This is a genomic window from Propionicimonas sp. T2.31MG-18 (genome assembly GCF_964266745.1).
In the GTDB taxonomy this organism is placed as follows: domain Bacteria; phylum Actinomycetota; class Actinomycetes; order Propionibacteriales; family Propionibacteriaceae; genus Propionicimonas.
Genome location: NZ_CAXWGX010000012.1, coordinates 534,948 through 557,338 on the forward strand (window position 1 = coordinate 534,948; position 22,391 = coordinate 557,338).

Below are 22,391 nucleotides of genomic sequence, written 5' to 3' on the forward strand. Positions count from 1 at the left end.
CCCAGGGCCGCCCAACTCCACGCAAAGGAAAGGAAGCACTCCCGTGGCCACAGGAATGGCCGCCGTCATTGGCGAGACCCTGATGGACGTCATCCGTCGTCCGGGGGAACCAGCGAGCGAACACCCCGGCGGCAGTCCGCTCAACGTCGCTGTCGGGCTCGGCCGGCTGGGGCACCCCAGCATGCTCGTCACCTGGATGGCAGAAGACGACCACGGCCAAGTCATCAAGCAACACCTCGACGAGTCGGGCGTGACGCTCGCACCCGGTGCAACGCAGGCCGAACGCACCTCGACGGCGAACATCGTCATGCACGAAGACGGCAAGCTCGACTACTCCTTCGACCTGCTTTGGGCGCTGCCACCCATGCCGGAAGATTTCCAGCCCCTCGTCGTCCACGCGGCGTCCCTCGGTGCGATCCACCAGCCCGGCGCCGACGACGTGTTCGCGCTTATCTCCCGGTCGCGGGAGCACGCGACTATCACCTACGACCCCAACATCCGGCCCGACATCATGAAGAGCCCGGAGCGGGTACGGCCCTTGGTGGAGCGGCTCGTGAACGCGGCCGATGTCACCAAGGTGTCGGCCGAGGACCTGGAATGGCTGTACCCGGACCGGAACCCGGAATCGGTCGCGGCCGAGTGGGCCAATGGCGGCTCCCTGGTCGTCCTGACCAAGGGTGAGCGCGGTTCCGCGACCTTCCGGATGGTTGACGGAGCGAGGCGCTGCCTGCGTGTCCTGCCCGGCTACTGCTCATCTTTCGTGGACGCTGTCGGAGCAGGCGACTCCTTCATGTCGGGACTCATCCATGCCCTGTGGGAACACGGCCTCTTGGGTGCCGACAAGCGGCCGCAGCTCGCAGCGATCGACGACGAGACGCTGCTCGACTCCCTCTGCATGGCCTCCACGATCGCGGCGATCACGGTTTCCCGCCTCGGTGCCGACCCGCCATGGCTGTGCGACCTGGGGGATCACCGCGCTGTTGCGGGGCTCGACCCCGAAAGCGTCCCGGCGATCCAGATCCCGCCGGACCTGTTCTCGGTGGGCTCACGAGCCAACGCCGGCTCAGTCTGAGACCAGTTGCGGTCAGCCACCAAGGCATCCCTGACGCGCCAAGGAGCGCGCCCCCAGCCATCTGAGAGAAGGAAGACGTCGTCGAAGGTAACCCCTCCCCTTCGTGCGACCACCACACCCGGCCGGGCCCGGTAACCACCCCATGTTGCGCGACCTACCCTGCCAGGTCGCTCAGCGTGGGCCGGGCCCGGCACGGCTGCGCACCCAAGCCGGGACGCGCGGGCCGCCAGCAGCCCCGGCACCGAGTACCTGTCGCGGGTCCCGCGGCTACACCGAAGAGAGAAGGCAATGAAGTGACGACCCTGACTTGGACCGACCTCGACCAGCGGGCGGTGGACACTGCGCGTGTCCTCGCCGCGGATGCCGTCGAGAAGGTAGGCAACGGCCACCCCGGGACGGCGATCAGCCTGGCGCCACTGGCCTACCTGCTCTACCAGAAGGTGATGACGGGCGATCCCGCCGACCCCACCTGGCTCGGGCGCGACCGTTTCGTGCTCTCCATCGGGCATTCGTCGCTTACCCAGTACTGCCAGTTATTCTTGGCCGGCTACGGCCTGGAGATCGACGACCTGGCGGCCCTTCGGACCGAAGGCTCGCTCACGCCCGGACACCCCGAGTTCGGTCACACCGCCGGCGTGGAGTGCACGACCGGACCGCTGGGCGCCGGTGTCGCGGATGCAGTCGGCTTCGCGATGGCGGCTCGACGGGAACGAGCTCTCCTTGATCCGACGACGCCATGGGGATCCCCGTCCCTGTTCGACCGGACCATCTACTGCATCACCGGCGATGGCTGCATGCAGGAAGGAGTCTCTGCGGAGGCGTCCTCCCTCGCCGGAGCCCAGAAGCTCGGAAACCTCGTCGTGATCTACGACGACAACCGCATCTCGATCGAGGGCGACACCAAGATCGCGTTCACCGAGGACGTCGCCGCCCGCTACGCCGCGTACGGCTGGCACGTCCAGCACGTCGACTGGACCAACGGTGGTACCCACTACGCCGAGGATCTGCCGGCCCTCTGGGCCGCGCTCGAAGCGGCGAAGGCGGTCACAGATCGTCCGTCCTTCATCCGGCTGACCACGGTGATCGGCTGGCCTTTGCCGACCAAGGCGGGCCACCACTCCGTCCACGGGGCAAAGCTGGGGGGTGCGGAGATCGCGGCCCTCAAGGAGCGCCTGGGCTTCGACCCGGCCGTGTCCTTCGAGGTTGAGGCTCCGGTGCTCGAATACGCCAGGGCCCAGGCCGCGCAGCGTGCGGCAAATGCGAAGGCGGAATGGGAGCCGAAGTTCGAAGCGTGGCGCGCGGCGAACCCCGAGCAGGCGTGCCTGCTGGACCGGCTCAGCGCCCGCCGACTTCCTGAGGGCCTGGCCGATGCACTCCCGGAATTCCCGGCCGGCAAGATGTCGACCCGGGCGGCGTCCGGTGCGGTGCTGACGGCGCTCGCCAACGTGATGCCGGAACTGTGGGGCGGTTCAGCCGACCTCGCAGGCAGCAACAACACCACGATGAAGGGCCAGCCGTCGTTCCTGCCGCCCGACCAGTCGAGCCACGACTTCGCGGGCGACTACTGCGGCCGCACGCTGCACTTCGGCATCCGCGAGCACGCGATGGGCAACATCCTCAACGCGATCACGATGTCGGGCCTGACCCGCGTCTACGGCGGCACCTTCCTGGTGTTCGCCGACTACATGCGGGGCGCGGTGCGCCTGGCAGCCCTGCAGAAAGTGCCCTCGATCTTCGTCTGGTCGCACGACTCGATCGGTGTAGGCGAAGACGGTCCGACGCACCAGCCGATTGAACACCTCGCCTCACTGCGCGTGATCCCTGGCCTCGACGTGATCCGCCCCGCGGACGCCAATGAAACCACCCAGGCTTGGGCAGCTGCCCTCGCCAACACCAGCCGACCCAGCGCGATCATCCTGTCGCGCCAAGACTTGCCCACGATTGACCGCAGCGCCGCTGGGGTGGCCGCAGCGTCCGATTCGGCGCGAGGCGCGTACACATTGCTCGACGCAGTGGGCGAACTCCAGACCGTGCTGATCGCAACCGGCTCGGAGGTCTCGACCGCCGTTGCCGCGCGTGAGCTCTTGCAGGCAGAGGGCATTGGCACCCGAGTGGTGTCGATGCCGTGCCGGGAGTGGTTCGATGCCGAGGACGCCGATTACCGCACCTCTGTCCTTCCGACCGGCGTCGCCAAGGTGGCGGTCGAAGCCGGTTCTGCGATGGGCTGGCGCGAGTATGTCGGGGACGCGGGCGAGATCGTGAGCATCGACCACTTCGGAGAATCCGCAAGTGGTGGTCTGCTTTTCGAGAAGTATGGGTTCACCGCGGAGAACGTCGCCGCGGCAGCCCGCAAGGCGATCGCCGCTGCGAACTCGGCCCGCTGACGCTGCGCGGGCGACGACATGAACTCTGAAGCGGGACAGGGTGGTCGGAACCGACCATCGCCCCCGCGCGGAGTCGCTCAACCGATCCCGGGCCTTGACCGGCCCGGGATCCCGAGCGACCAGCTCGACCTCATCGCCCACGCGGTCAACGCCCTTGCCGGGTTCCTTGGGCGTCGCGACCTGGCGTCACTCGACCACTCGGGGCTCGCCACAGCAGGCTTCACGCACGCCGACGTCCTGGTTCTCTTCGGCGGAAGCATCTTGGAGGGCGCCGACCTGCTCGCCCTGGCCATGCGGCGTCGGCTGGCCACCCGCTACATGATTGTCGGCGGTGAGGGCCACACGACTGCACTCCTGCGCCACGAGGTCGCGCAGCACGTCCCTAGCCTTCTGGCCAGCCGGTCTGAGGCGGACCTGATCGCGCAGTACCTCTCTTTTCGCTACGGGCTCGACGTCGACCTTCTCGAGCGGCGCTCGACGAACTGCGGCACGAACGTGACCAACTGCCTCGAACTCCTTCACACTCTCTCGATTCCCCACCGCACGATCATCGCGATTCAGGACGCCACCATGCAGCTGCGCATGGACGCGGGCTTTCGAAAGCACCTTCCGCCCGGTCACCAGGTGATCAACTTCGCGGCGTACTCGGCAAGTGTGGTGGCCGCGCACGGCCGCCTGCAGTTCGAGCGCCCGCCCGCCGGAATGTGGCACATGTCCCAGTACGTGTCGCTCCTGCTGGGAGAGATCCCGAGGCTTACCGACGACGATGCCGGCTACGGCCCGAATGGCCGGGGGTTCATCGCACGCGTTGAGATTCCCGACAAGGTGAGCCATGCCCACCGATTCCTGAGCAGCCGCTTTCCCAGCCTCGTTCGACAAGCGAACTCTCGCTGGGCGGTGGCGATGTGACCAACCCACGAGGAGTGCGCTGATGCTGATCCACAATCCCTACGACGTCGAGACGACTCCTGGCGGTCCTGGCAGCGCGCCTTCCGGTGCGACGAGGTTCGTGGGCGTCGATGTCGGCGGCACCAACATCAAGTCCGTCGTCCTCTCACAGGCCACCGGCACCCCGGAAGTCATCGAAAAAGCCGAGTGCGCCACGACCGGCACGACGCCGGTCGAGATCCTGCAGCAGGTAGCTGAGATAGCGCGGGGCCACCTCGACAGATCGGCCACGCCTGCCACCCTCGGGTTCTCGCTTCCCGGCGCCGTGGATCGTCGCACGGGCGTCACCGGCGTTATGCCCAACCTCCCTGGCGTCTGGCACGGTGTCCCTGCCGTCGACATCGTGTCCGGTATCACTGGTGTTCAGACGTCGATCGTCAACGATGCCCGCGCCTTCGCGCTCGCCGAGTCACGTCTGGGAGCTGCCCGCGGACTGCGAGTTGTTGTCGGCGTGACCCTAGGCACCGGCCTAGGGGGAGGAATCGTCGTCAATGGGTCGTTACTGGAGGGCACCTCAGGGTTCGCCGGCGAACTCGGGCACCAGATCGTCAGCCTTGGTGGTGCGCGGTGCGGCTGCGGGAACCGTGGCTGTGCGGAGACGTTCGTGAAGACGCAGGCGCTCGTGACCGCAACCGGGCTCCCGTCCGCCCAGGCAGTGTTCAGGAGCGCGGCGCAAGGGGAGCTCGCCGCCGTGTCTGCAGTCGGCACCTACATCGCGCATCTCGCGGTGGCGCTTGCGAACGTCCACACCTTGTTGTGCCCGGACGCCTTCGTAATCGGCGGCGGCATCGCCGAGGCCGAGGCTCAACTCTTCCACCCGCTGCTCGACAAGATGAAGGCACTCATCATGTTCGACCACCCGACCAGCGTGCACCTCAGGAAGGCAATGCTCGGACCGTGGGCCGGCGCCATCGGCGCAGCTCTCGTCGCCTCCGACGCGACCGCCGCGCTTTCGATATCGAGCGCCGGACGTTGGACCCGCGCGGGTGTGGACAGCGTGGAGTGGGCATGAGGCTGGCACGCGACAAGTACGTCGTAGTTGGTGCCGACTTCTGTGGCCTCCCACTGAAGGATGCCGTCAAGGCGCACCTCGCCATCCGAGGGTGGACGGTTGACGACCTCACGCCGACCCTCGACAGCACCTTGATGTACCACCGAGTCGGGTTCCTGGTCGGTTCCCGGATCGCCGAGGGCATGTATGAGAAGGCCCTCGTCTTCGACGGTACGGGGATGGGGAGCCACATCGCGGCCAGCAAGTGTCCGCATGTTCACGCCGCCGTGGCTGAGACCATTCAGGCAGCGCGGCGTGCTGCAACCGCAAACGGTGCCAACCTGCTGGCGATGGGTGCACTGTGGACCGCTCCGCCGCTGGCCTGTGCGATGGCGGACGCGTTCCTAGAGGGATACCTCGGAAACGGCTACGAGCGGTGGGAAGGCTTCTATGACTATCACGAGCTCGGGTATCGCGAATGCGATGCCTTCGACTACGAGGCGTTTCGGGGGAATGGCTTCAGCGTGCCCAACGCGGGCGAGCCCTGGCTCGGTCCCGAGCCGCCAGGGCTGTCCTTCTAGTGCTTAGCCGCTCAGCCACCGGACGCAGGGCTGATCGCTCGAGGACGACGGACCTTCCACTTGGGCGAAGGGGTAGTGCGGGCTGCCGCCGCCGATCACGCCCTGCCCCTCGCCCAACTAGGCCCTAATCAACCGAGGTTTGGCGAGTTGTGCCACGGACCCTGTTCGATTTCCGGATGGAGGTCAACACAGATCCAACACAGTCGGTTCGCGCCGGGGACGTTTCGGGCTGCTGTCCGCGTTGGTCGCCACGCTCATTGGCGCCGAGAACATGCTCCAGAACCAGCTGCACCTAGCCTGTGGCGAACTCTCAAGGCGGTAGCGCGGGTTCGAATCCCGTCGGGGCTACAAGGTGAAACCCCTTGCCAGGAATCTGGCAAGGGGTTTCCTCCGTTTTGAGCCGACGTCTGGACCGCGTGAACCGACAGGCCCAGGCCCACCGTCGCCGGCTCGCCGCCGGGCATCCGCTGGACGACCTTGACGCGGCACCGGCAGCGCTCGCCGGGGACGCTGCGGTGTGGCGGCCGCTCGTGCGGGTGGAGGTGGTGGACCAGAGCCTCCGCCCACGCCGGGGCGGTTCAGGAATCAGTTCTTACGAGGTTCTTTCGGAGCGGCCGGATCGCTCGCCATGTGGAGTGCGGTGGGCTGGACTGAGCGCATGCGGGTTCTTGTGACCGGTGCTGCCGGCTTCATCGGCTCGACGATCGTCGACCTCCTGCGCCTGGAGGGTCACGAGGTGCTGGCCGTTGACCTCCTGCTGGACAGGGCCCATCGCTCCCGTCCGGCGTGGGTGGACGACGGCCTCCACGTCGTCGACGTCCGCGACGAGTCGCGCCTGGCCGGCCTGCTGAGGGGGGTCGATGCGGTGTGCCACCAGGCTGCGATGGTCGGCCTGGGGCTGACGATCCACGACGCCCCGGACTATGCCTCCCACAACGTCGTCGGGACCGCAACGCTGGTGTCCGCGATGACTCGGGCCGGGGTGAACGACCTGGTGCAGGCCTCCTCCATGGTGGTCTACGGCGGTGGACGGGAGGTGTGCCCGGTCCACGGCGACGTGGCGACACGCCCGAGAGCGATCGAGGACCTGGCTTCGGGCCGCTTCGAACCTCGCTGCGCGGTGTGCGGCGAGCAGGTCACCTGGGCGCTGGTGGGGGAGGGGGCGCCGCTGAAACCGCACAACGCCTACGCCGCCACCAAACTGGCTCAGGAGCACCTCGCGATCGCCTGGAGCGAGCAGTCCGGGGGCCGGGCGATCAGCCTGCGCTACCACAACGTCTATGGGCCAAGGATGCCGCGCGACACCCCTTACGCCGGGGTCGCGAGCATCTTCCGTTCTGAACTGGCAGCGGGCCGGGCACCCAGGGTCTACGAGGACGGTGGCCAGATGCGCGACTTCGTGCACGTCCACGATGTTGCCCGTGCGAACGTGAAGGCGCTGGAGAGCCTTGCTGCCGGGGTCGCCTCAGGGCACCGTGCCTACAACGTCGCGTCCGGGGAGCCCCACACGGTGCTCGACCTGGCGAGCGCGCTCACGCGGGAACTCCGCGGACCCCAGCCGCTGGTGGTGGGCGGTGGACGGCCCGGAGATGTGCGCCACGTCGTTGCCGACCCGGCACGCATCAGGGCCGAGCTCGGGTTCGTCGCCCGGGTCCGTTTCGACGAGGGGATCGCGGACTTCGCGTCCGCGCCCCTGCGCGCCTGACCTGACCTCGCGGCGGTCAGCTCGCCCGCGCGAGGGCTGCCGCGGGCAGCCGGACGGTGAAGCAGCAGCCCTGGGGCACGTTTCGGACCGACACGGTCCCGTCCTGGGCGGCGACGAGCCCCCGCACGATGGCCAGCCCGAGCCCTGCCCCCGGGCTGAGCGGGGCGGCCTCCGGCGATCGCGCGGTGGTGCCGCGGAAGCCGACGTCGAAGACGCGCGGCAGTTCCTCGGCGGGGATCCCCCCGCAGCCGTCCGTGACGGAAAGCCAGGCCCCCGACGGATCGTCCCCACCGCGGATCCGGACAGTCCGTCCCGGCTGGGTGTGCCGGACCGCGTTCACCATGAGGTTCTGCACCACGCGCTCCATCTCGCGTCCCGACCCCATGCCCACGAGTCCCGGCAGGTCGACGTCCAGGTGGACGCCGCGGCCGGCGGCGACGGGCCGGAGGCTGCTGACCGTCTCCTCGACGAGCTGGTCCAGGGCGATCGGCTCCACCCGGAGTTCGAGCGCGCCGCTGCTGATCCGCGAGAGTTCGAACAGGTCGTCGACCATCGCGCTGAGCCGGGTCGACTCCCGTCCGATCCGGGCGCCGTAGTCGCTGATCTCCGACGGGTTCTCCACCACCTGGTCCTCGAGGGCTTCGGCCATCGCCTTGATGCCGGCGAGGGGGGTTCGGAGGTCATGGCTGATCCAGGCGATCAGCTCCCGGTGGCTCTGCTCCCTGGCACGTTCCTCTGCCCGGCGCATCTCGATGGCGAGAGTGCGGCGGGCGAACTGCTGGCCGATGAGGATCGAGCCCGGCACGAGCATCACCGCGACCAGGAGGCAGGTGACCAACGTCCAGCCGAGTTGCTCGGTGAACATGAAACCGCTGATCGCCACGACGAAGCCGAGGGCGGCCAGCAGCGGGAAGGCCACCACGAGGGCAAGGGAGAGCCCGAGATGGCGCCGGAAGGTCCTGAGCAGGAGCCACAAGGCGACGATCGTCACCGCGCAGGTGAGCAGTGCCCAGGGCGCGATGTGCAGCAAGGCCTCGCTCATTCACTGTCTCCCATCGGTTGGTACCGGTACCCGACGCCCCAGACCGTCTGGAGCCGGACCGGGTTGGCGGGGTTGGGCTCGACCTTCTCCCGCAGCCGGCGCACATGGACGGTCACGGTCGAGTCGTCACCGAAGTCCCAGTCCCACACCTTCGCCAGGAGTTCGGACCGGCGGAACGCCTTGTTCGGGTGAGCGACCAGGAAGGCGAGGAGGTCGAATTCGCGGGCCGTCATCACCAGTTCGCGACCGGCCACGCTGGCGCGGCGGGCGGACAGGTCGACGACGAGGTCCCCGTCGACCAGCGGTGCCGACGGTGCGGACCGGGGCGAGGACCGCTGCAGCAGCCGTTGGGCGCGCAACGTCACCTCCCGCGGCGAGAACGGCTTGACCACGTAGTCGTCCGCGCCCTGTTCCAGCCCGACCACCCGGTCGGACTCGCTGCCGAGCGCGGTGAGGATCATGATCGGCACGTCGCTGGCCCGCCGGATTCGCTCGCAGACGTCGAGACCGTCGATGCCGGGGAGCATCAGGTCGAGGATCACCAGGTCGGGCGCCTCCCGGGTGGCCGCGTCCAGGCCACTGAGCCCGTTGTCGGCCTCACTGACCTCCAGGCCGGCCCGGGTCAGGTAGCGGCGCAGGACATCCCTCGTGGTCGGGTCGTCCTCGATCACCAGCACGCGCGTGGCCGGCATGCCGATTCCTTCCTGTTCGTGCTCCACCCCGTTCACCATTCAGTCAGCAGCAGATGATTCACCGCAAGGGCCCACAGGCCGGCGGCGACGAGTCCCGGGCGGCGCCAGGACGGTGGCGCGAGGCCGGCGGCGACCCACACCGTGAAGGTGAACGTCAGCCAGATCCGTTCGGTCTCGGCCTTGGACAGGCCGCTGAGGTCCGACAGCCCGATCACCGCGAGGCCGGCGAGGGCGAGCCACGCCGGCGCCGCCTCGAGGCGCTGCCGGTGCGCGCCGGCAACAGTACGCACGGCCCGGACGAGGGCGAGGGCGATGATCGGTGAGGCACACACCACCACGGCGGCCAGGTTCGCCCAGACGAAGTAGCTGTAGGGACGGGAGTCGGCGATCCCCTGGTAGTAGCGGACCTGTGTCTGCGCCAGACCCTCCCACCAGCGGAAGCCGGCGAGGGTGAAGAACCCCACCACGGCGCCCACCCCTGCGGTCGTGAGCAGCCAGCCGCAGCGGACCACCGACCACCCCGCCCTGCGTGCCGACAGCAGAAGTGCGGTGGCAGCCACGATGCCGTAGAGCACATGGCCGTACGACAGGTAGAGCAGGGCGCCGAACAACAGCCCGCCGGCCAGCGACGCGAGCGGGCGTCGCTGGACCGCGCCCCAGCAGGCGGCCATCACCGCCAACGATGCGACGCCCAGGAACACCGCGTCCCCCGAGACTCCGATCCACACCGCCCCGGGGAAGACCGCCGCCCACGGCACGAACTGCCGGGCCGTGCCCGGCGCGCCGAGCGCCCTGAGCGTGACCGCCCACGCGGGCACCGCAAGGCTGCCGACGACCATGCAGAACAGGGCCGCCCACGCCGGACCTCCCAGACCGACCTGCTGGAGGAACCAGAACACCAGGGTCGCCAGCGGCGGATGGACCGACACGTGGGTGGTCCAGGCGTCGGGGACGTTGACGATCCGCTCGGAGAAGCCGCGGAGGAACGCCCACGGGTCGCCGACGAGCGGGACGTCGTGGAGGTACTCGTGGGGCGAGAGCAGCTTGGTGGCCCAGTCCCCGTCCACCGAGGCGAGGGAGAAGATCCAGCCGAACCCCACCGCCCAGCCGGCGGCCAGCAGGGTGCCCCACCGGAGCGTGGCCGCGATCTGCTGGAGGCGGGCAGCGGCGACCAGCATCGCTGCCGCCGGCAGGGTCCACCAGGAGACGTGCGGCGCCCATTCGGCGAAGATCGGCGGGAACGGCAGCAGAATGATCGTCCCCGACGCCTCGATGGCGCGGCCGACGACGTGGGCCAGCCACACCAGGCCGAGGGACCCCGCGAGCACCGTCCAGTCAACGGCCGTGAGCCGCTCCCGTTCCGTAGCGAGCGTGGCACTCAACTCGGCGGGCGTGGTCCTCACGTCGCGACGCTAGGGCGCTTCGGCGTCGCGGGATCCGCGTCGGCGGCGCCCGAAAGACTCTCGTAAGGTCCTGCCGATTCCGGCAAGATCCCGGTAATGCCCGCCGCCTGTTCGGCGGGGCGGAGGCTACCTAGCGTCGAGCCATGCACCGAGCCCCCGCCGCCGCCGACCTGGTCGAACTCGTGATCCCCTGTCTCAACGAGGAGGCAGCACTTCCCGAACTCCTCGCCGGCGTGCCGTCCGGCTGGGCCGTGATCGTGGTGGACAACGGGTCGCGGGACCGCACGGCCGAGGTCGCCGAGGCGGCCGGAGCGACGGTCATCCGCGAGGATCGTGCGGGCTACGGCGCGGCCGTCGACCGGGGACTCCGCGCGGCGAACCGCGACATCGTGGTCGTCCTGGACGGCGACGGATCGATCAGGCCGGGCGATCTGGCGGCGCTGGTCGACGACGTCGCCTCCGGACGGGCCGACCTGTGCTGCGCCGCACGCCGACCGGTGACCACGGCGGCCTGGCCCCTGCACGCGCGGGCGGGCAATCGCGTGCTTGCCGCGGTCCTCTCGCTCGCCCTCGGCCTCGACCTGCACGACATCGCGCCCGTGCGGATCGCGCGGCGGACGGCGCTCCGCGACCTGGGGGTCACCGACCGCCGCTTCGGGTACCCGCTGGAGACGCTGCTTCGCGCCCGCGCGGCGGGCTGGGTGATCACCGAGCACCCGATTCCCTATCACCCACGCAACGGCGGCCGGTCCAAGGTGACCGGCAGCATCCGCGGCACCCTTCGGGCGTTGCGGGACTTTGCCGGCGTCCTCATGGCAAACCGGGATCTCCTGCGAAGGCGGCCTCGATGACCGGCGGACGCCCGGTCCTGCTGGTCGTGGCCAAGGCGCCGGTCCCCGGCCAGGTGAAGACCCGCCTGACGCCGCCGTTCACCTCGCACCAGGCCGCCGCACTCGCGGCCGCGTCCCTTCTGGACACGCTGGACGCCTGCCGCCCGGCCGCTGCCCTGAGCGGCGCCGAGCTGGTGGTCGCCCTGTCGGGCGATCCCGCCCGGGCCATGTCGGCGGCCGCCGTCCGATCGGCCCTCGCCGGCCTCCGGGTGCTACCCCAACGCGGCGAGGGACTCGCGGCCCGGCTGGCTGCCGCCCACATCGACGCGGCGGGGGACTTCGGCACCACCCTCCAGGTCGGGATGGACACCCCTCAACTCCAGCCCGGCGTGCTCGCCGCCGCGATCGAGCAACTGACCTCATCCGACGGCCCCGATGCGGTCCTCGGCCCGGCAGAGGACGGCGGCTGGTGGGCCCTGGGCCTGAGGCGATCGGGTGCTGCCCGCTGCCTGGCCGGCGTGGCCATGTCCACCGACCACACCGGGGCGGACACGTTGGCCGCACTGGAGGCGCAGCAGCACCGGGTGGAGCTGTTGCCCACGCTGCAGGACGTGGACAACGTCCGTGACCTCGAGGAGGTCGCCGCGGCCACCGACGGCAGGTTCGGGGCGCTCGCCAGGGCCCTGCACGCGCGCTCGAGGGAGGTGTCGTGACCACGGTGGCCGAGGTCTACGGGCTGGGACTGGCCGGTGACCGGGTGTGGCTGGAGGGCAGCCGGGACGCCGAGCTGCCGGTCCGCGACTGGAACAGGGATCACCTCGACGGCGACCAGGCCCTCCTGGACCGCTGCCAGGGTCCGACCCTCGACGTCGGGTGCGGGCCGGGCAGGCTCTCGACGGCCCTGCTGGGGCGGGGGGTCCCGACCCTCGGCATCGACATCAGCCGGCAGGCCGTGGCGCTGGCGAGGCTGCGCGGCGCCGCGGTCCTTCAGCGCGACGTGTTCCGTCCGCTGCCGCGCGAGGGGGGGTGGGGGCACGCCCTGCTCGCGGACGGCAACATCGGCATCGGGGCCGACCCGATCCGGCTCCTGGCGAGATGCCGCGACCTGCTTACTCCCGCCGGAACCGTCCTCCTCGACCTGCAGGGCACCGGTGCCCACGTGCGGACGGACCGTGTCCGCCTGCGCGCCGGCGACCTCGCCAGCGACTGGTTCCACTGGTCCAGCCTGCCGACCGGGGCCCTGCCCGCCGTGGCGGCCGCGGCGGGGTTCGGCGTCCAGGATGTGTGGTGCTCTGCGGGGCGCTGGCAGGCCGAGCTCCGGACCAGCGACCACTGGCGGCGGGATCCCGGATGAAGCCGGCCGACCTGATCCCGCGCCCCGAGTGGTACCCGACCCGCGCACGCGGGGGTTGGCTCAGCCTGCGGGTGGGACTGTGGCTCGGAGTCACGTTCACCACCTGCTTCCTCACCGGGCTGATCAGCCATTTCCACCAGCACCCTGGCCTGTTCCCGCTCCCGGACGGGCCGGCGTGGGGGTACGCCCTCAGCCAGGGCATCCACGTCACGACCGGGATCGCGTCCATCCCGCTGCTGGCCGTCAAGCTCTGGTCGGTGGCGCCCCGGTTCTGGCACCGCCCGCTGGTCGGCGGCGTCCTCCGCATGCTCGAGCGGGGGTCGGTGCTGGTGCTGGTCGCCTCGGCGGTCTTCGAGCTCGTCACCGGGCTCCTGAACGTCGCCGAGTGGTACGCCTTCGGGTTCTTCTTCCCGCCGGTCCACTACGCGGTCGCCTGGGTGGCCATCGGTGCGATCGGCGTGCACATCGCCGTCCAGTTGCCCAAGGTCCGTGCGCTGTGGGCCGAGCCCGAACCACCCGCCGACGCCACCGACCTCAACCGGCGGGACGTGCTGAGGCTGGCCGGTCTCGGGGCGGTGGTCGTCGCGGGTGTCACGGCGGGCGACAAGATCCCCCTGCTGCGTCAGGTGGGCGTGCTCTCCCAGCGCAGCGGGAACGGCCCCCAGGGACTGCCGGTCAACCGCAGCGCGGTTGCTGCCGGGGTCGTCGCCGATCCCGACTGGCACCTGTCGGTGCTCGACCAGGGGGTCGAACGCACCTTCAGCCTGGCCGACCTTCGCGCGTTGCCACAGCACTCCGCCCTCCTGCCCATCGCCTGCGTCGAGGGCTGGAACGCGTGGGCGAGCTGGGAAGGCGTCCCGCTCCGTGACCTCATCGACGACCCGGGCGGTGTCGCCCAGGTCACGGTGCGCTCACCCGATCCGGGTGGCTACGGCGCGAGCACCGTGAACAAGCAGACGCTCAACCACCCCGACACGCTGCTCGCGTTGCGCCTCAACGGTGAACAGTTGGCGCTCGACCACGGCTATCCGGCACGGCTGATCGCCCCGAACCGGCCAGGTGCACTCCAGACCAAGTGGGTCACCGTGATCGAGGTCCGGCGATGACGCCATCGGCGACCCCGCGCACGCGAGCCGAGGTCCTGCGGCGACGGTTGGCAGCCGTGGTGACCGGCCAGGTCGCCGACGTCCGCGAGGCGGTCGGAGGGCTCGGGAGGCTCCAGGCCGCCCTGCTGGTCGTGGGGGCCCTCGTCGTCGGCTACGGCGGTGTCCTGATGTTCCAGCTCCTGATCGAGGGCACAGCGCCCGCCCTGGGGGTGGGTGCCTGGTGGCTGAGCGGACCCCTGGTCGTCGATCTCATCGCGGTCCCGGTCGTCGTTGCGAGCGGCGTCGTCCTCGGCCGGATCGTGCCGTCCGCCTGGCGTCGCTACGTCTCCGGTGCGGCAGCGTTGAGCGTGCTGGTGACCCTCGTCGCGTTCCCGTTCCTCACTGGTCTCGGCAGGCGTCCGGACAACCCCAGCCTGCTCGACCGCGACTACTGGTCGGGCTACCTCGTGGTTGTGGGGCTCATCTGGTGCGGCCCGCTGGTCCTCCGCCTCGTCGGGGCGATCCACCGGCGAAGCCGACAGCCCCGGACCGGCGAGGGCGCAGCCGGCCGGCGCCGCGCCCACGACGCGTAACCTTCGGGGGACGCGTGGCGGTTACCGGTGTGGAGGGGGTCGAATGCTCATCGTGCCGGTCCGGGGCGTACCCGCCGCTCCCGCGCGCCCGGGACGGCTCCGACGGTTGCCGGACCTCCCGTCCTCCGGCGGTGTGCGCTAGCCGTGGAGAGACTTGTTCCCGGCTTCGTGCTGACGTCCCGCTACCGGCTCGACCATATGGTCGCCGCCGGGGGGATGGGGCAGGTGTGGGCCGTCACCGACGGTGTGCTGGGACGCACTGTCGCCGTCAAGGTGATGCACCCGCAGACGCAGGAGCAGCAGGCGCTGGCCGCACGCTTCCGGGCGGAGGCGCGCTTCGCCGCACAGATCAGCCACCCGAATGTGGTGGAGGTCTTCGACTTCGGTGAGCACGACGGGCTGGCCTACCTGGTCATGGAGTTCATCGACGGCCCGACACTGGCCGGGCTGCTCGAGGCCCGGGGCACTCTGCCCGCCGGCGTCGTCCGCAGCGTTCTCTGCCAGCTCGCCGGTGCCCTGGAGCGGGCGCATGCCCACGGGATCGTCCACCGTGACCTCAAGCCCTCCAATGTGCTCATCACCCCGGACGGGTACGTCAAGCTCATGGACTTCGGGATCGCGAAGGACGTCGGGGCCGCCGCCTCCCACACCCTGACCGGTGAGGTCGTCGGCACGACCTACTACATCAGCCCCGAGCAGGCGCTCGGCGACGTCGTCACACCGCGCAGCGACCTGTACTCCCTGGGTGTCGTGGGACACGAGCTGCTCACCGGGGCCAAGCCGTTCGACAAGGGCACCCCGATCGCGACGGCCCTGGCCCACCTTGAGGACCAACCCCCACCCCTGCCGGCGGACACCCCGGATGACCTGGCCGGCGTCATCACCTCCTGCCTCGCCAAGGACCCCGCCCAGCGACCTGACTCCGCCGGGGCCATCGTCACCGTCCTCGCACGGTCGCTCCTGTCGCCGGCAGCCCCCCTTGCTGCCGCACTTGTCGAAGACGTGGCCGGCGCACCGTCGCCGGCCGAGGCGTCCGGCCCGCCCTCGGCGCAGAGGTGGGTGCCCACCTGGGGACGCCGTCCGAATCGTTGAGGTGGCGCATCGGGTGCGGCGGACGCCTGAGCGGGTTCGGGTGGGCACGCGGACGACCAGGGCGTGCAGCACGTGAGAACGGGTATGTGCCAGGGCGGTACGGCGCCGCCGTGGACGACCTGAGCGTCGTCCAGCGTCGACAGGAGGAGGATGGGGTGTCGGTTGCCGCGCGAGCACGGCTGCCGGTCAAGGCCGTGGGTGTCCCCACAGCCGGGCCGGTCGCTGTCACCCTTCTGAGCTCGACACTCCTGCGGAAGGTGATCGACCGTGGGTAGGAGCGGCCACGAGACGTCCCTTCGCCGGTCCGTCGCGCTGCCGGGCCACTGGACCCGGACGCTCGTGCTGGCGATCGCCGGCCTGATCGCGCTGGGCTATGCCAGTCAGGTGTTCCGCAGCCTGCACGTCGACTTCCCCGGCCTGGACAGCCTCGAGCGGCTCTTCTACTACGACCTCGAGGCCAACGTCCCCACGTGGTTCTCCTCGATCCTGCTGTTCCTGTGTGCCGAGCGCGCGTGGCGGGTCGCCTCTGCCGCGCGTGCCTGCGGTGATCGCTGGCACCGGCACTGGCGCGGGCTGGCGGTCATCTTCGCCTACCTGTCGCTGGACGAGCTGGTCCAGCTCCACGAGCAGGTCGTGGTGCCTCTCCGCGCGGCGCTGACCCTGGACGGCGCGCTGAGGTTCGCCTGGGTGGTCATCGCCGTGCCGCTGGTGGTCGTGTTCGCGGTCGTCTACCTGCGCTTCCTGGTGGCGCAGCCGCTGTGGACCCGGGTCGCGTTCGTCGTGTCGGGGGTCGTCTACGTGGGCGCAGCGGCGGGCATGGAGCTGATCGGGGGGCTGGTGGTCACAGCCTTCGGGTTCCAGAACCTGCTCTACGCCACCGCCAGCGCCGTCGAGGAAGGGGCGGAGATGCTGGGCGCCGTCCTGTTCCTCGGAGCGCTGACGACGTCACTGGCTCGCATGCAGCGTCGCGCCGCCGCCACCACCGCGTCGGCGTCAGCGACCGACCACTCCGACGGCCCACTGCCATCGCCCGACACCAGGGACGGGACGCCCGAGGAGGCCAACGAGCGGACGGACCCTGGACGGTTGCTCTCTTCGGGCGCTGGCGGGCCCGTCGGCGAACCGGCCCGTTCACCCTAGGGAACGATGATGCGCTTACGGCCCGCAGCGATCTGCTCGACGAGCTGGCGTCGCGACAGGGTGAAGGGGCCGCAGTCGCAGCCGGCGGGGAGGTCGTCGCCGATCCCCGGGTCGTCCGCGTCGAGCAGGTCGAACCAGTCGACGCCGAGCCGCGACGCGTGGTGGCCGAGGTCCTCGAAGTCGCGGCGTCCATGGGCCCTCGAGTGCAGGACCGAGTGGTACACCCGACCCTCAGCGGTCCGGCTGACCGTGGCCAGGTGGTGGGCGGCGTCGCACTGCACCATCAGCACGACGCTGTCGGACGGGGTCGGCCCGAGGGCCTCGAAGGCGCGGCGGGCGACCTTCTCACGAGCCTCATGACTGGTGCTCATACCTCGACACTACGCCTGGGTCGCCCGGATGGTGACCGCGGGTTTCGAAGCGCACCACGGCATGCGGCGGTGGACGTCCCGTCCCGGCGCGGGTTTCGGCGCGTTCGGGGCGGCTCTGGGGCCCATCTTGCGCTCCGAAACCCGCGGCGACCGGGCCGCGGCTGCGAGCGAGCGCCTGCTGCGCGCCGAAACCCGCGGTGAGCACCGGCGGTCAGGTCTCGTCGTCGTGGTCGCCGCGCACCCAGCTGACGTAGCGCGAGGCCGAGCGGGCCACGGCGGCACGCGCGTCGGCCCTCACGACGCCGCCGAAGTTGTCGTAGAGGCGATCGAACTCCAGCGCCGTGACCGACGCGGCCACCCGGGACACCACCGCCGCGGAGAGCGGGAGCCGGTTGGGGTAGGAGCGCATGAACGTCACCCAGCCCTCGGCCGGGACGGTGGCCACAGTGTCGCCGCTGAGCAGGACGCCGCGACCGCCGGCCCCTGCCGTCCAGAGGGCGACCGCGCTGCCCGGGAAGTGTCCGCCGGGCTGGCTGGCGTGCAGGCCGGGCAGGACCTCGAACGGCTCGTCCCAGCTGCGCAGCTCGGGGCCCTCGCGACGGACCCAGTGCCGGTCGCGGGCGCTGACCCACACGGTCGCGCCGAACGCCCGCGCCCACTCCCGCTGGACGCCGAACATGTGGGGGTGGCTGGCCATGATCGCGGAGACCCCGCCCAGCCGGCCCACGGCCTCGGCGGCGGCGTCGTCGAGGTGTCCCGGGACGTCCCAGAGCAGGTTCCCGGCCGGCGTGCGCGCCAGCAGGGCCGTCTGGCCGATGTCGGCCCGGGGCCGGACGGTGAGCCCGAACAGGTCCGGCTCGAGCTCCTCGACCACGACCCGGCAGCCCTCCGCGTCCCGCTCGGCCGGTGAGGTCCAGCGTTGGCCCCCGGGCGGCAGGTACTGCCGTTCGTCCGCGCAGATGGCGCAGACCTCGAGGTCGATGCTGTTCTCCACCCCGCACGTCGCACAGATCCGCCACGTCTCCATGGGCGGAGTCTAGGAAGACTGCGGCCGGCGCCGAAGTCGTACGAACACGCACCCGGCCCGCCGCGGGCGCGGCACGCCGTCCTAGCGTGGGGCCCGGAAGGAGGCTCCGCCGCATGTCCCGTCCCCGCCGCGCGCCCGTGCACCGGGCGGTGCCCACGGCCCTGCTGTGCGCCGTCGCAGCCCTGTGCGGCTGCGTCACCGCGGACGCCGACGTGCCTGTCGGCGAACCCCGCGTCTCGCGCGAACCCCTCCCGACGGTGCCGGTGGACGTCCGCGTGCTCGGGGCCACCGGGGACGTGGTGTGGGCGCTGTTCGACTCCGCGGACCCGGCGGCGAGCGGCCACCGCGTTTCGAGGGACGGCGGCCGCACCTGGGCGCAGGGACCGGTGTACCCGGAGGTCGGGACGAGCGCTGCCGGGAACGGCCGGCTGAGCTTCTACGGCGGCGACGACGGCGAGGCCTGGCCGATGGCGGTCGATCCGTCCGAGCCGGCGCGGACGTCGGTGATGGCCTGGGACGAGGAGTGGCGGCTCGCCGCGCTCGGCCCGGCGGCCGCGCTCTCCACAGGCCGGCGCCTGGTCACGGTGGGGCGCAGCCGGAAGCTCGTGTTCCCCGCGCTGCCCAAGGGCCGGGGCAGCTGGAAGCACACGTACGGGTTCAGCGCCGACTCGTCCTTCCTCGTCCGTGTGAGCCGGCCGGCGAGAGGCGGCCGCGACTACGCGACCATCGTCGACACCGCGACCGGAAAGGCCCGCACCCCGGTCGCGATTCCCCGCTCGAAGGCACACGTCGTCGGTGGCTCGACGCTCTACACCCTCGTCGCGGACGCGGCCGGCCTGAGGGTCTGCCGGCTGCCGTTGCCCGGCGGCGCCCGGGCCTGCGACCAGGTTGCGACCGGCGACCACCGCGGCACGACGGCCAGGCTGTACCAGGCCGGTGCCGCCTCGCTGGTCGCGGACGGCGGGTCGGCCCTCCTGCTCGAGAACGGCACCGTCACGCCCATCGCTCTCCCGGCCGGCACGGCGTCCTGGCGGATCGACGCTCCCGGTGACCCGACGCGGCCCCTGATCCGCACCGTCGACGCGGCCGGGGAGCCGCACCACCTCCGGGTGGCCGCGGACGGCGTCACGACGGAGTGGCTCACCCTCTCCCGCCGCCCCGTCCCGCCGTTCTCGCTGGCGCTCACGCCGACCACCCTGCTCGGCTCCGACGGCCGCTCCGGTGACCGGGTGTGGCTCAGGGACGTCTCCGCAGGGACGCTGGGCGCCCGCAGCGACCTGGCCGTGGCCGCGCCGGTGGCGGCCTCCGGGTCCCGCTGGCTGGTCCTCGGCAACGACGGGAGGTTCCGTGCCTACGACGACGGCCGACCGGGTGCTGTGGTTCCACAGGCGCTGGCGAGGGAGGCCAGCGGGCCCTACCTGATCGGCATGGCCAAGGTCGGTCTGGTCACCGGGAAGGTGCTCGCTGCGAGCAGGCCGAAAGCCCTGTTCGGGAGCCTGGTCGTGGAGGACGTGAGCACGACCCACACGGACGGCTACACGATGCGGGTGCGCGACCTGGCCGGGGGCTACCGCTCGCCGGCGTTCCTCCTCACCGACCGTTCCTCGCTCTACACCTGGGTGATGATCTGGGGCGACTGGGTCGGGACGAGCGTGTTCTCCGACGCGCCCGACCACGACGTCGACACCGTGCTGCACAACTACCGCACCGGGGCGTCGCTGACGCACCCGGGCGTGCTGTGGGGCCTCGGGGACGGCTGGGCGCTGATCCAGACGCCCAGCGAGGACTTCTCCTTCCCGCTCGCCGCCTGGAACCTCACCACCGGCGAGGTCGAGCCGCTGGGCAACGAGGGCTTCAGCACCTTCGCCGTGGACGACGACCGGGTGGCCTACCACACCGGAACGGACCTCGTCCTGCGCACCCTCGAGGGCCTCGCCGCCGGCCCGCCCCGGCTCCTGGGGGCCCTGGCGGCGGGGAAAGCCACTCGACGCTCGCCGTGGACCGTGCAGCTCGACCTCACCGAGCCGGTGTTGCCCGGAACGCTGGTGATCACCGATCCGGACGGGGTGGTCGTCCGCACGCTCGCCACCGCCGGGACGTCCACGGGCGGCATCCGGGGCGTCGCCTGGGACGGACGCGACGAGGCGGGCCGGACGGTGGCGGCCGGAACCTACCGCTGGCAGTTGCGGGTGGACGCCGCCGACGGGAGCGGGGCGGCGACCGACGTCACCGGCACGGCGGCCCCCCGCGGCACGATCACCGTCGGCTAGGTGTCACGATCACCGTCGGCTGGGGGTACTGACCGGACAGCGGGGTGCCGGAACTAGCCGAGGTAGCGCCCGGGGCGATGGTTCAGCGCCAGCACAACGTTCAACACGACGGCGCCGGCCGCGGACAGCAGGACGTTGCCGACGGGCACGACGGCCAGGGCCGCGAGGATGATCGCGGTGTCCATGCCCAATTGCACCCACCCCGCACGCCAGCCGAGCCGCTCCTGCGCGAGCAGGGCGAGCGTGTTCAGCCCGCCCAGGCTGGAGCGGTGGCGGAAGACCATCAGCATGCCGACGCCGGCGAGCAGGTTGCCCACCAGGGTCGCGTACACCGGGTTCAGCGGCGCCTGCGGGAGCATCAGCGGGTGCAGGTAGGCGAAGGCCGAGACCAGGGCGATGGAGAGCAGCGTCCGCAGCGTGAAGTTCCAGCCCTTCGCCCGCACGGCCAGGGCGAGGAACGGGAGGTTCGACAGGAAGTACACGACCCCGAACGACCAGCCGGTGGCATAGCTGAGCAGCAGCGACAGGCCGGCCGTGCCGCCGGTGACGGCCTGGGCGGACTTCAGCAGGAAGATCCCCAGCGAGGCCACGAAGGTGCCGCTGAGCAGGCCGAAGACGTCCTCGACAACGCTGTGCCGCAGGGCGGGGGGCGCCTCGACCTCGACCGGCGTCACGGCCGGCCCCGCTCGAAGGCGGCCAGGACGGCGAGGACGCGGTCGTTGCTGTCCCGGTCGGCCAGCGTCACCCGGACGCCGTCCCCGGCGTAGCCCCGCACCATGATCCCCGCGGCGTCGAACGCTGCGACCAGCCGGACGCGCTCGTCGTCGTCGGTGCGCAGCCACACGAAGTTCGCGGCGCCGGCCGGCACGTCCCAGCCCAGGGCCCGGGCGGCGGCCTCCACACGCGGGCGCTCCGCGGTGACGGACGCCACGCGCTCGGCCACCTCGGACTCCGCGTCGAGGGCAGCGATCGCGGCGGCCTCCGCCACGCCGCTCACCGAGAACGGCACCTGGGTGCGCCGCAGCCCCTCGGCGATCTCCGGCCGCGCGATCGCGTACCCGACCCGCAGCCCGGCAAGCCCGTAGGCCTTCGAGAAGGTGCGCAGCAGGCACAGGTTCGGGTACTCGCGGAAGAGGGCGACCGTGTCGAGGTCGGCGTCCATGAACTCGCGGTAGGCCTCGTCCAGCACCACCAGCACGCTCGGCGGGACGACTTCGAGGAACGCCGCGAGCTCCTCCAGCGAGATCGCGGTGCCGGTGGGATTGTTGGGGGAGCACAGCAGCACCGCCCGGGTGCGGACGGTGATCGCGGCCGCCATGGCCGGCAGGTCGTGGCGCTCGTCCGTGGTGAGGGGGACGCGCACCGCGCCGGCCCCGGCGATCTGGCACAGGATCGGGTAGGCCTCGAAGGACCGCCACGCGAAGACGACGTCGTCACCGGCATCGCACACCGCGGCGACCAGCTGGGCGAGCACGCCGACGCTGCCCGGGCCGACGGCGATCTCGTCGACCCCGACGCCGTTGGCCTCGGCGAGCCGCTCGCGCAGGGCGAGAGAAGCCATGTCGGGGTAGCGGTTGACCCGTCCGGCCGCGGCGGCGATCGCCGCCAGGACCGACGGCAGCGGCGGGTAGTGGCTCTCGTTGGACGCCAGCGCAGCGACGTGGTCGCCGGTGGCCTTCCGTCCGGCGACGTAGGCGGGCAGCGCGGAGACCGCAGCGCGGAGGCGGGGGAGGGAGTCAGGGAGCACGATGGGCCTTTCGGTGTCAGCGCCATGGTGGCCGGGACGGCCGTGCTGCGCAACCGGCCGCTCA

21 protein-coding genes are annotated in these 22,391 nt (G+C 71.2%); 14 read left to right on the forward strand and 7 right to left on the reverse strand.

The genetic code is table 11. From position 1 onward, the window contains the following. The first annotated feature begins 43 nt into the window (after positions 1-43). From ACFQQJ_RS07500 to ACFQQJ_RS07525, 6 genes are all read left to right on the forward strand, one after another. Entirely contained in the window at positions 44-1,072 is a 1,029-nt protein-coding gene (locus ACFQQJ_RS07500) for a carbohydrate kinase (RefSeq protein ID WP_377105355.1), read from the forward strand. A gap of 293 nt (positions 1,073-1,365) precedes the next feature. Beyond that, on the forward strand, positions 1,366-3,456 hold the full coding sequence (gene tkt / locus ACFQQJ_RS07505; protein WP_377105356.1) for a transketolase: 2,091 nt from the start codon (positions 1,366-1,368) through the stop codon (positions 3,454-3,456). Positions 3,457-3,474: 18 nt separating this feature from the next. Further along, positions 3,475-4,365, forward strand: a complete 891-nt coding sequence (locus ACFQQJ_RS07510) for a YdcF family protein (RefSeq protein ID WP_377105357.1) — start codon at positions 3,475-3,477, stop codon at positions 4,363-4,365. 22 nt (positions 4,366-4,387) lie between these two features. Continuing rightward, the gene (locus ACFQQJ_RS07515) at positions 4,388-5,416 is read left to right on the forward strand and encodes an ROK family protein (RefSeq protein ID WP_377105358.1); all 1,029 of its coding nucleotides are present in this window, start codon (positions 4,388-4,390) and stop codon (positions 5,414-5,416) included. Next, on the forward strand, positions 5,413-5,976 hold the full coding sequence (locus ACFQQJ_RS07520) for an RpiB/LacA/LacB family sugar-phosphate isomerase (protein ID WP_377105359.1): 564 nt from the start codon (positions 5,413-5,415) through the stop codon (positions 5,974-5,976). The genes ACFQQJ_RS07515 and ACFQQJ_RS07520 overlap by 4 nt, the downstream gene beginning before the upstream one ends. A 658-nt stretch (positions 5,977-6,634) precedes the next feature. Then, positions 6,635-7,681, forward strand: a complete 1,047-nt coding sequence (locus ACFQQJ_RS07525) for an NAD-dependent epimerase/dehydratase family protein (RefSeq protein ID WP_377105360.1) — start codon at positions 6,635-6,637, stop codon at positions 7,679-7,681. Positions 7,682-7,697: 16 nt separating this feature from the next. Here ACFQQJ_RS07525 and ACFQQJ_RS07530 read toward each other — a convergent pair whose 3' ends face one another. From ACFQQJ_RS07530 to ACFQQJ_RS07540, 3 genes are read right to left on the reverse strand one after another with little or no spacing between them, the layout of a single operon-like run. Then, complete coding sequence (locus ACFQQJ_RS07530; RefSeq protein WP_377105361.1) at positions 7,698-8,723, reverse strand: sensor histidine kinase; 1,026 nt, start codon at positions 8,721-8,723, stop codon at positions 7,698-7,700. After that, positions 8,720-9,415, reverse strand: a complete 696-nt coding sequence (locus tag ACFQQJ_RS07535; RefSeq protein ID WP_377105362.1) for a response regulator transcription factor — start codon at positions 9,413-9,415, stop codon at positions 8,720-8,722. Before ACFQQJ_RS07535 ends, ACFQQJ_RS07530 begins: the two co-directional genes overlap by 4 nt. A gap of 32 nt (positions 9,416-9,447) precedes the next feature. Next, positions 9,448-10,818, reverse strand: coding sequence for a hypothetical protein (locus ACFQQJ_RS07540; RefSeq protein WP_377105363.1), 1,371 nt, complete (start codon positions 10,816-10,818; stop codon positions 9,448-9,450). Between the two features lie 143 nt (positions 10,819-10,961). On the opposite strand from ACFQQJ_RS07540, the gene ACFQQJ_RS07545 reads away from it, so the two are divergent. The 7 genes from ACFQQJ_RS07545 to ACFQQJ_RS07575 all read left to right on the forward strand — a co-directional run bounded on the left by ACFQQJ_RS07545 (position 10,962) and on the right by ACFQQJ_RS07575 (position 16,912). Then, positions 10,962-11,669 (forward strand): glycosyltransferase family 2 protein, encoded by a 708-nt coding sequence (locus tag ACFQQJ_RS07545; protein WP_377105364.1) that lies wholly within the window; start codon positions 10,962-10,964, stop codon positions 11,667-11,669. After that, complete coding sequence (locus tag ACFQQJ_RS07550; protein ID WP_377105365.1) at positions 11,666-12,361, forward strand: DUF2064 domain-containing protein; 696 nt, start codon at positions 11,666-11,668, stop codon at positions 12,359-12,361. Before ACFQQJ_RS07545 ends, ACFQQJ_RS07550 begins: the two co-directional genes overlap by 4 nt. Beyond that, positions 12,358-13,002 carry a class I SAM-dependent methyltransferase gene (locus tag ACFQQJ_RS07555; RefSeq protein ID WP_377105366.1) on the forward strand — a complete coding sequence of 215 codons (645 nt, stop codon included), beginning with the start codon at positions 12,358-12,360 and terminating at the stop codon, positions 13,000-13,002. Before ACFQQJ_RS07550 ends, ACFQQJ_RS07555 begins: the two co-directional genes overlap by 4 nt. After that, complete coding sequence (locus tag ACFQQJ_RS07560; protein WP_377105367.1) at positions 12,999-14,108, forward strand: molybdopterin-dependent oxidoreductase; 1,110 nt, start codon at positions 12,999-13,001, stop codon at positions 14,106-14,108. Before ACFQQJ_RS07555 ends, ACFQQJ_RS07560 begins: the two co-directional genes overlap by 4 nt. Beyond that, positions 14,105-14,680 carry a hypothetical protein gene (locus ACFQQJ_RS07565; protein ID WP_377105368.1) on the forward strand — a complete coding sequence of 192 codons (576 nt, stop codon included), beginning with the start codon at positions 14,105-14,107 and terminating at the stop codon, positions 14,678-14,680. The genes ACFQQJ_RS07560 and ACFQQJ_RS07565 overlap by 4 nt, the downstream gene beginning before the upstream one ends. A 144-nt stretch (positions 14,681-14,824) precedes the next feature. Beyond that, positions 14,825-15,772, forward strand: a complete 948-nt coding sequence (locus ACFQQJ_RS07570; RefSeq protein ID WP_377105369.1) for a serine/threonine-protein kinase — start codon at positions 14,825-14,827, stop codon at positions 15,770-15,772. Positions 15,773-16,039: 267 nt separating this feature from the next. After that, on the forward strand, positions 16,040-16,912 hold the full coding sequence (locus ACFQQJ_RS07575; RefSeq protein ID WP_377105370.1) for a hypothetical protein: 873 nt from the start codon (positions 16,040-16,042) through the stop codon (positions 16,910-16,912). On the opposite strand, the gene ACFQQJ_RS07580 is transcribed toward ACFQQJ_RS07575, so the two are convergent. Together ACFQQJ_RS07580 and ACFQQJ_RS07585 are read right to left on the reverse strand one after the other, a co-directional pair. Then, positions 16,909-17,283: a hypothetical protein gene (locus ACFQQJ_RS07580; protein ID WP_377105371.1), complete on the reverse strand. Its 375-nt coding sequence runs from the start codon at positions 17,281-17,283 to the stop codon at positions 16,909-16,911. The genes ACFQQJ_RS07575 and ACFQQJ_RS07580 overlap by 4 nt on opposite strands. A gap of 211 nt (positions 17,284-17,494) precedes the next feature. Next, positions 17,495-18,310 (reverse strand): hydrolase, encoded by an 816-nt coding sequence (locus tag ACFQQJ_RS07585; protein ID WP_377105372.1) that lies wholly within the window; start codon positions 18,308-18,310, stop codon positions 17,495-17,497. Positions 18,311-18,423: 113 nt separating this feature from the next. Here ACFQQJ_RS07585 and ACFQQJ_RS07590 point away from each other — a divergent pair, with 113 nt between their 5' ends. Further along, entirely contained in the window at positions 18,424-20,580 is a 2,157-nt protein-coding gene (locus tag ACFQQJ_RS07590) for a FlgD immunoglobulin-like domain containing protein (protein WP_377105373.1), read from the forward strand. Between the two features lie 53 nt (positions 20,581-20,633). Here ACFQQJ_RS07590 and ACFQQJ_RS07595 read toward each other — a convergent pair whose 3' ends face one another. Both ACFQQJ_RS07595 and hisC read right to left on the reverse strand, forming a co-directional pair. Then, positions 20,634-21,254 (reverse strand): YitT family protein, encoded by a 621-nt coding sequence (locus ACFQQJ_RS07595; RefSeq protein ID WP_377105374.1) that lies wholly within the window; start codon positions 21,252-21,254, stop codon positions 20,634-20,636. Beyond that, positions 21,251-22,327 (reverse strand): histidinol-phosphate transaminase, encoded by a 1,077-nt coding sequence (hisC, locus tag ACFQQJ_RS07600; RefSeq protein WP_377105375.1) that lies wholly within the window; start codon positions 22,325-22,327, stop codon positions 21,251-21,253. The genes ACFQQJ_RS07595 and hisC overlap by 4 nt, the downstream gene beginning before the upstream one ends. Positions 22,328-22,391 lie beyond the last annotated feature (64 nt).

Coding starts and splice junctions, on each gene's coding strand:
- ACFQQJ_RS07560 (WP_377105367.1), top strand. CDS start 12,999: ATGAAGCCGGCCGACCTGATCCCGCGCCCCGAGTGGTACCCGACCCGC.
- ACFQQJ_RS07565 (WP_377105368.1), top strand. CDS start 14,105: ATGACGCCATCGGCGACCCCGCGCACGCGAGCCGAGGTCCTGCGGCGA.
- ACFQQJ_RS07545 (WP_377105364.1), top strand. CDS start 10,962: ATGCACCGAGCCCCCGCCGCCGCCGACCTGGTCGAACTCGTGATCCCC.
- ACFQQJ_RS07510 (WP_377105357.1), top strand. CDS start 3,475: ATGAACTCTGAAGCGGGACAGGGTGGTCGGAACCGACCATCGCCCCCG.
- ACFQQJ_RS07550 (WP_377105365.1), top strand. CDS start 11,666: ATGACCGGCGGACGCCCGGTCCTGCTGGTCGTGGCCAAGGCGCCGGTC.
- ACFQQJ_RS07580 (WP_377105371.1), bottom strand. CDS start 17,283: ATGAGCACCAGTCATGAGGCTCGTGAGAAGGTCGCCCGCCGCGCCTTC.
- ACFQQJ_RS07520 (WP_377105359.1), top strand. CDS start 5,413: ATGAGGCTGGCACGCGACAAGTACGTCGTAGTTGGTGCCGACTTCTGT.
- ACFQQJ_RS07515 (WP_377105358.1), top strand. CDS start 4,388: ATGCTGATCCACAATCCCTACGACGTCGAGACGACTCCTGGCGGTCCT.
- ACFQQJ_RS07525 (WP_377105360.1), top strand. CDS start 6,635: ATGCGGGTTCTTGTGACCGGTGCTGCCGGCTTCATCGGCTCGACGATC.
- ACFQQJ_RS07585 (WP_377105372.1), bottom strand. CDS start 18,310: ATGGAGACGTGGCGGATCTGTGCGACGTGCGGGGTGGAGAACAGCATC.
- ACFQQJ_RS07530 (WP_377105361.1), bottom strand. CDS start 8,723: ATGAGCGAGGCCTTGCTGCACATCGCGCCCTGGGCACTGCTCACCTGC.
- ACFQQJ_RS07590 (WP_377105373.1), top strand. CDS start 18,424: ATGTCCCGTCCCCGCCGCGCGCCCGTGCACCGGGCGGTGCCCACGGCC.
- ACFQQJ_RS07535 (WP_377105362.1), bottom strand. CDS start 9,415: ATGCCGGCCACGCGCGTGCTGGTGATCGAGGACGACCCGACCACGAGG.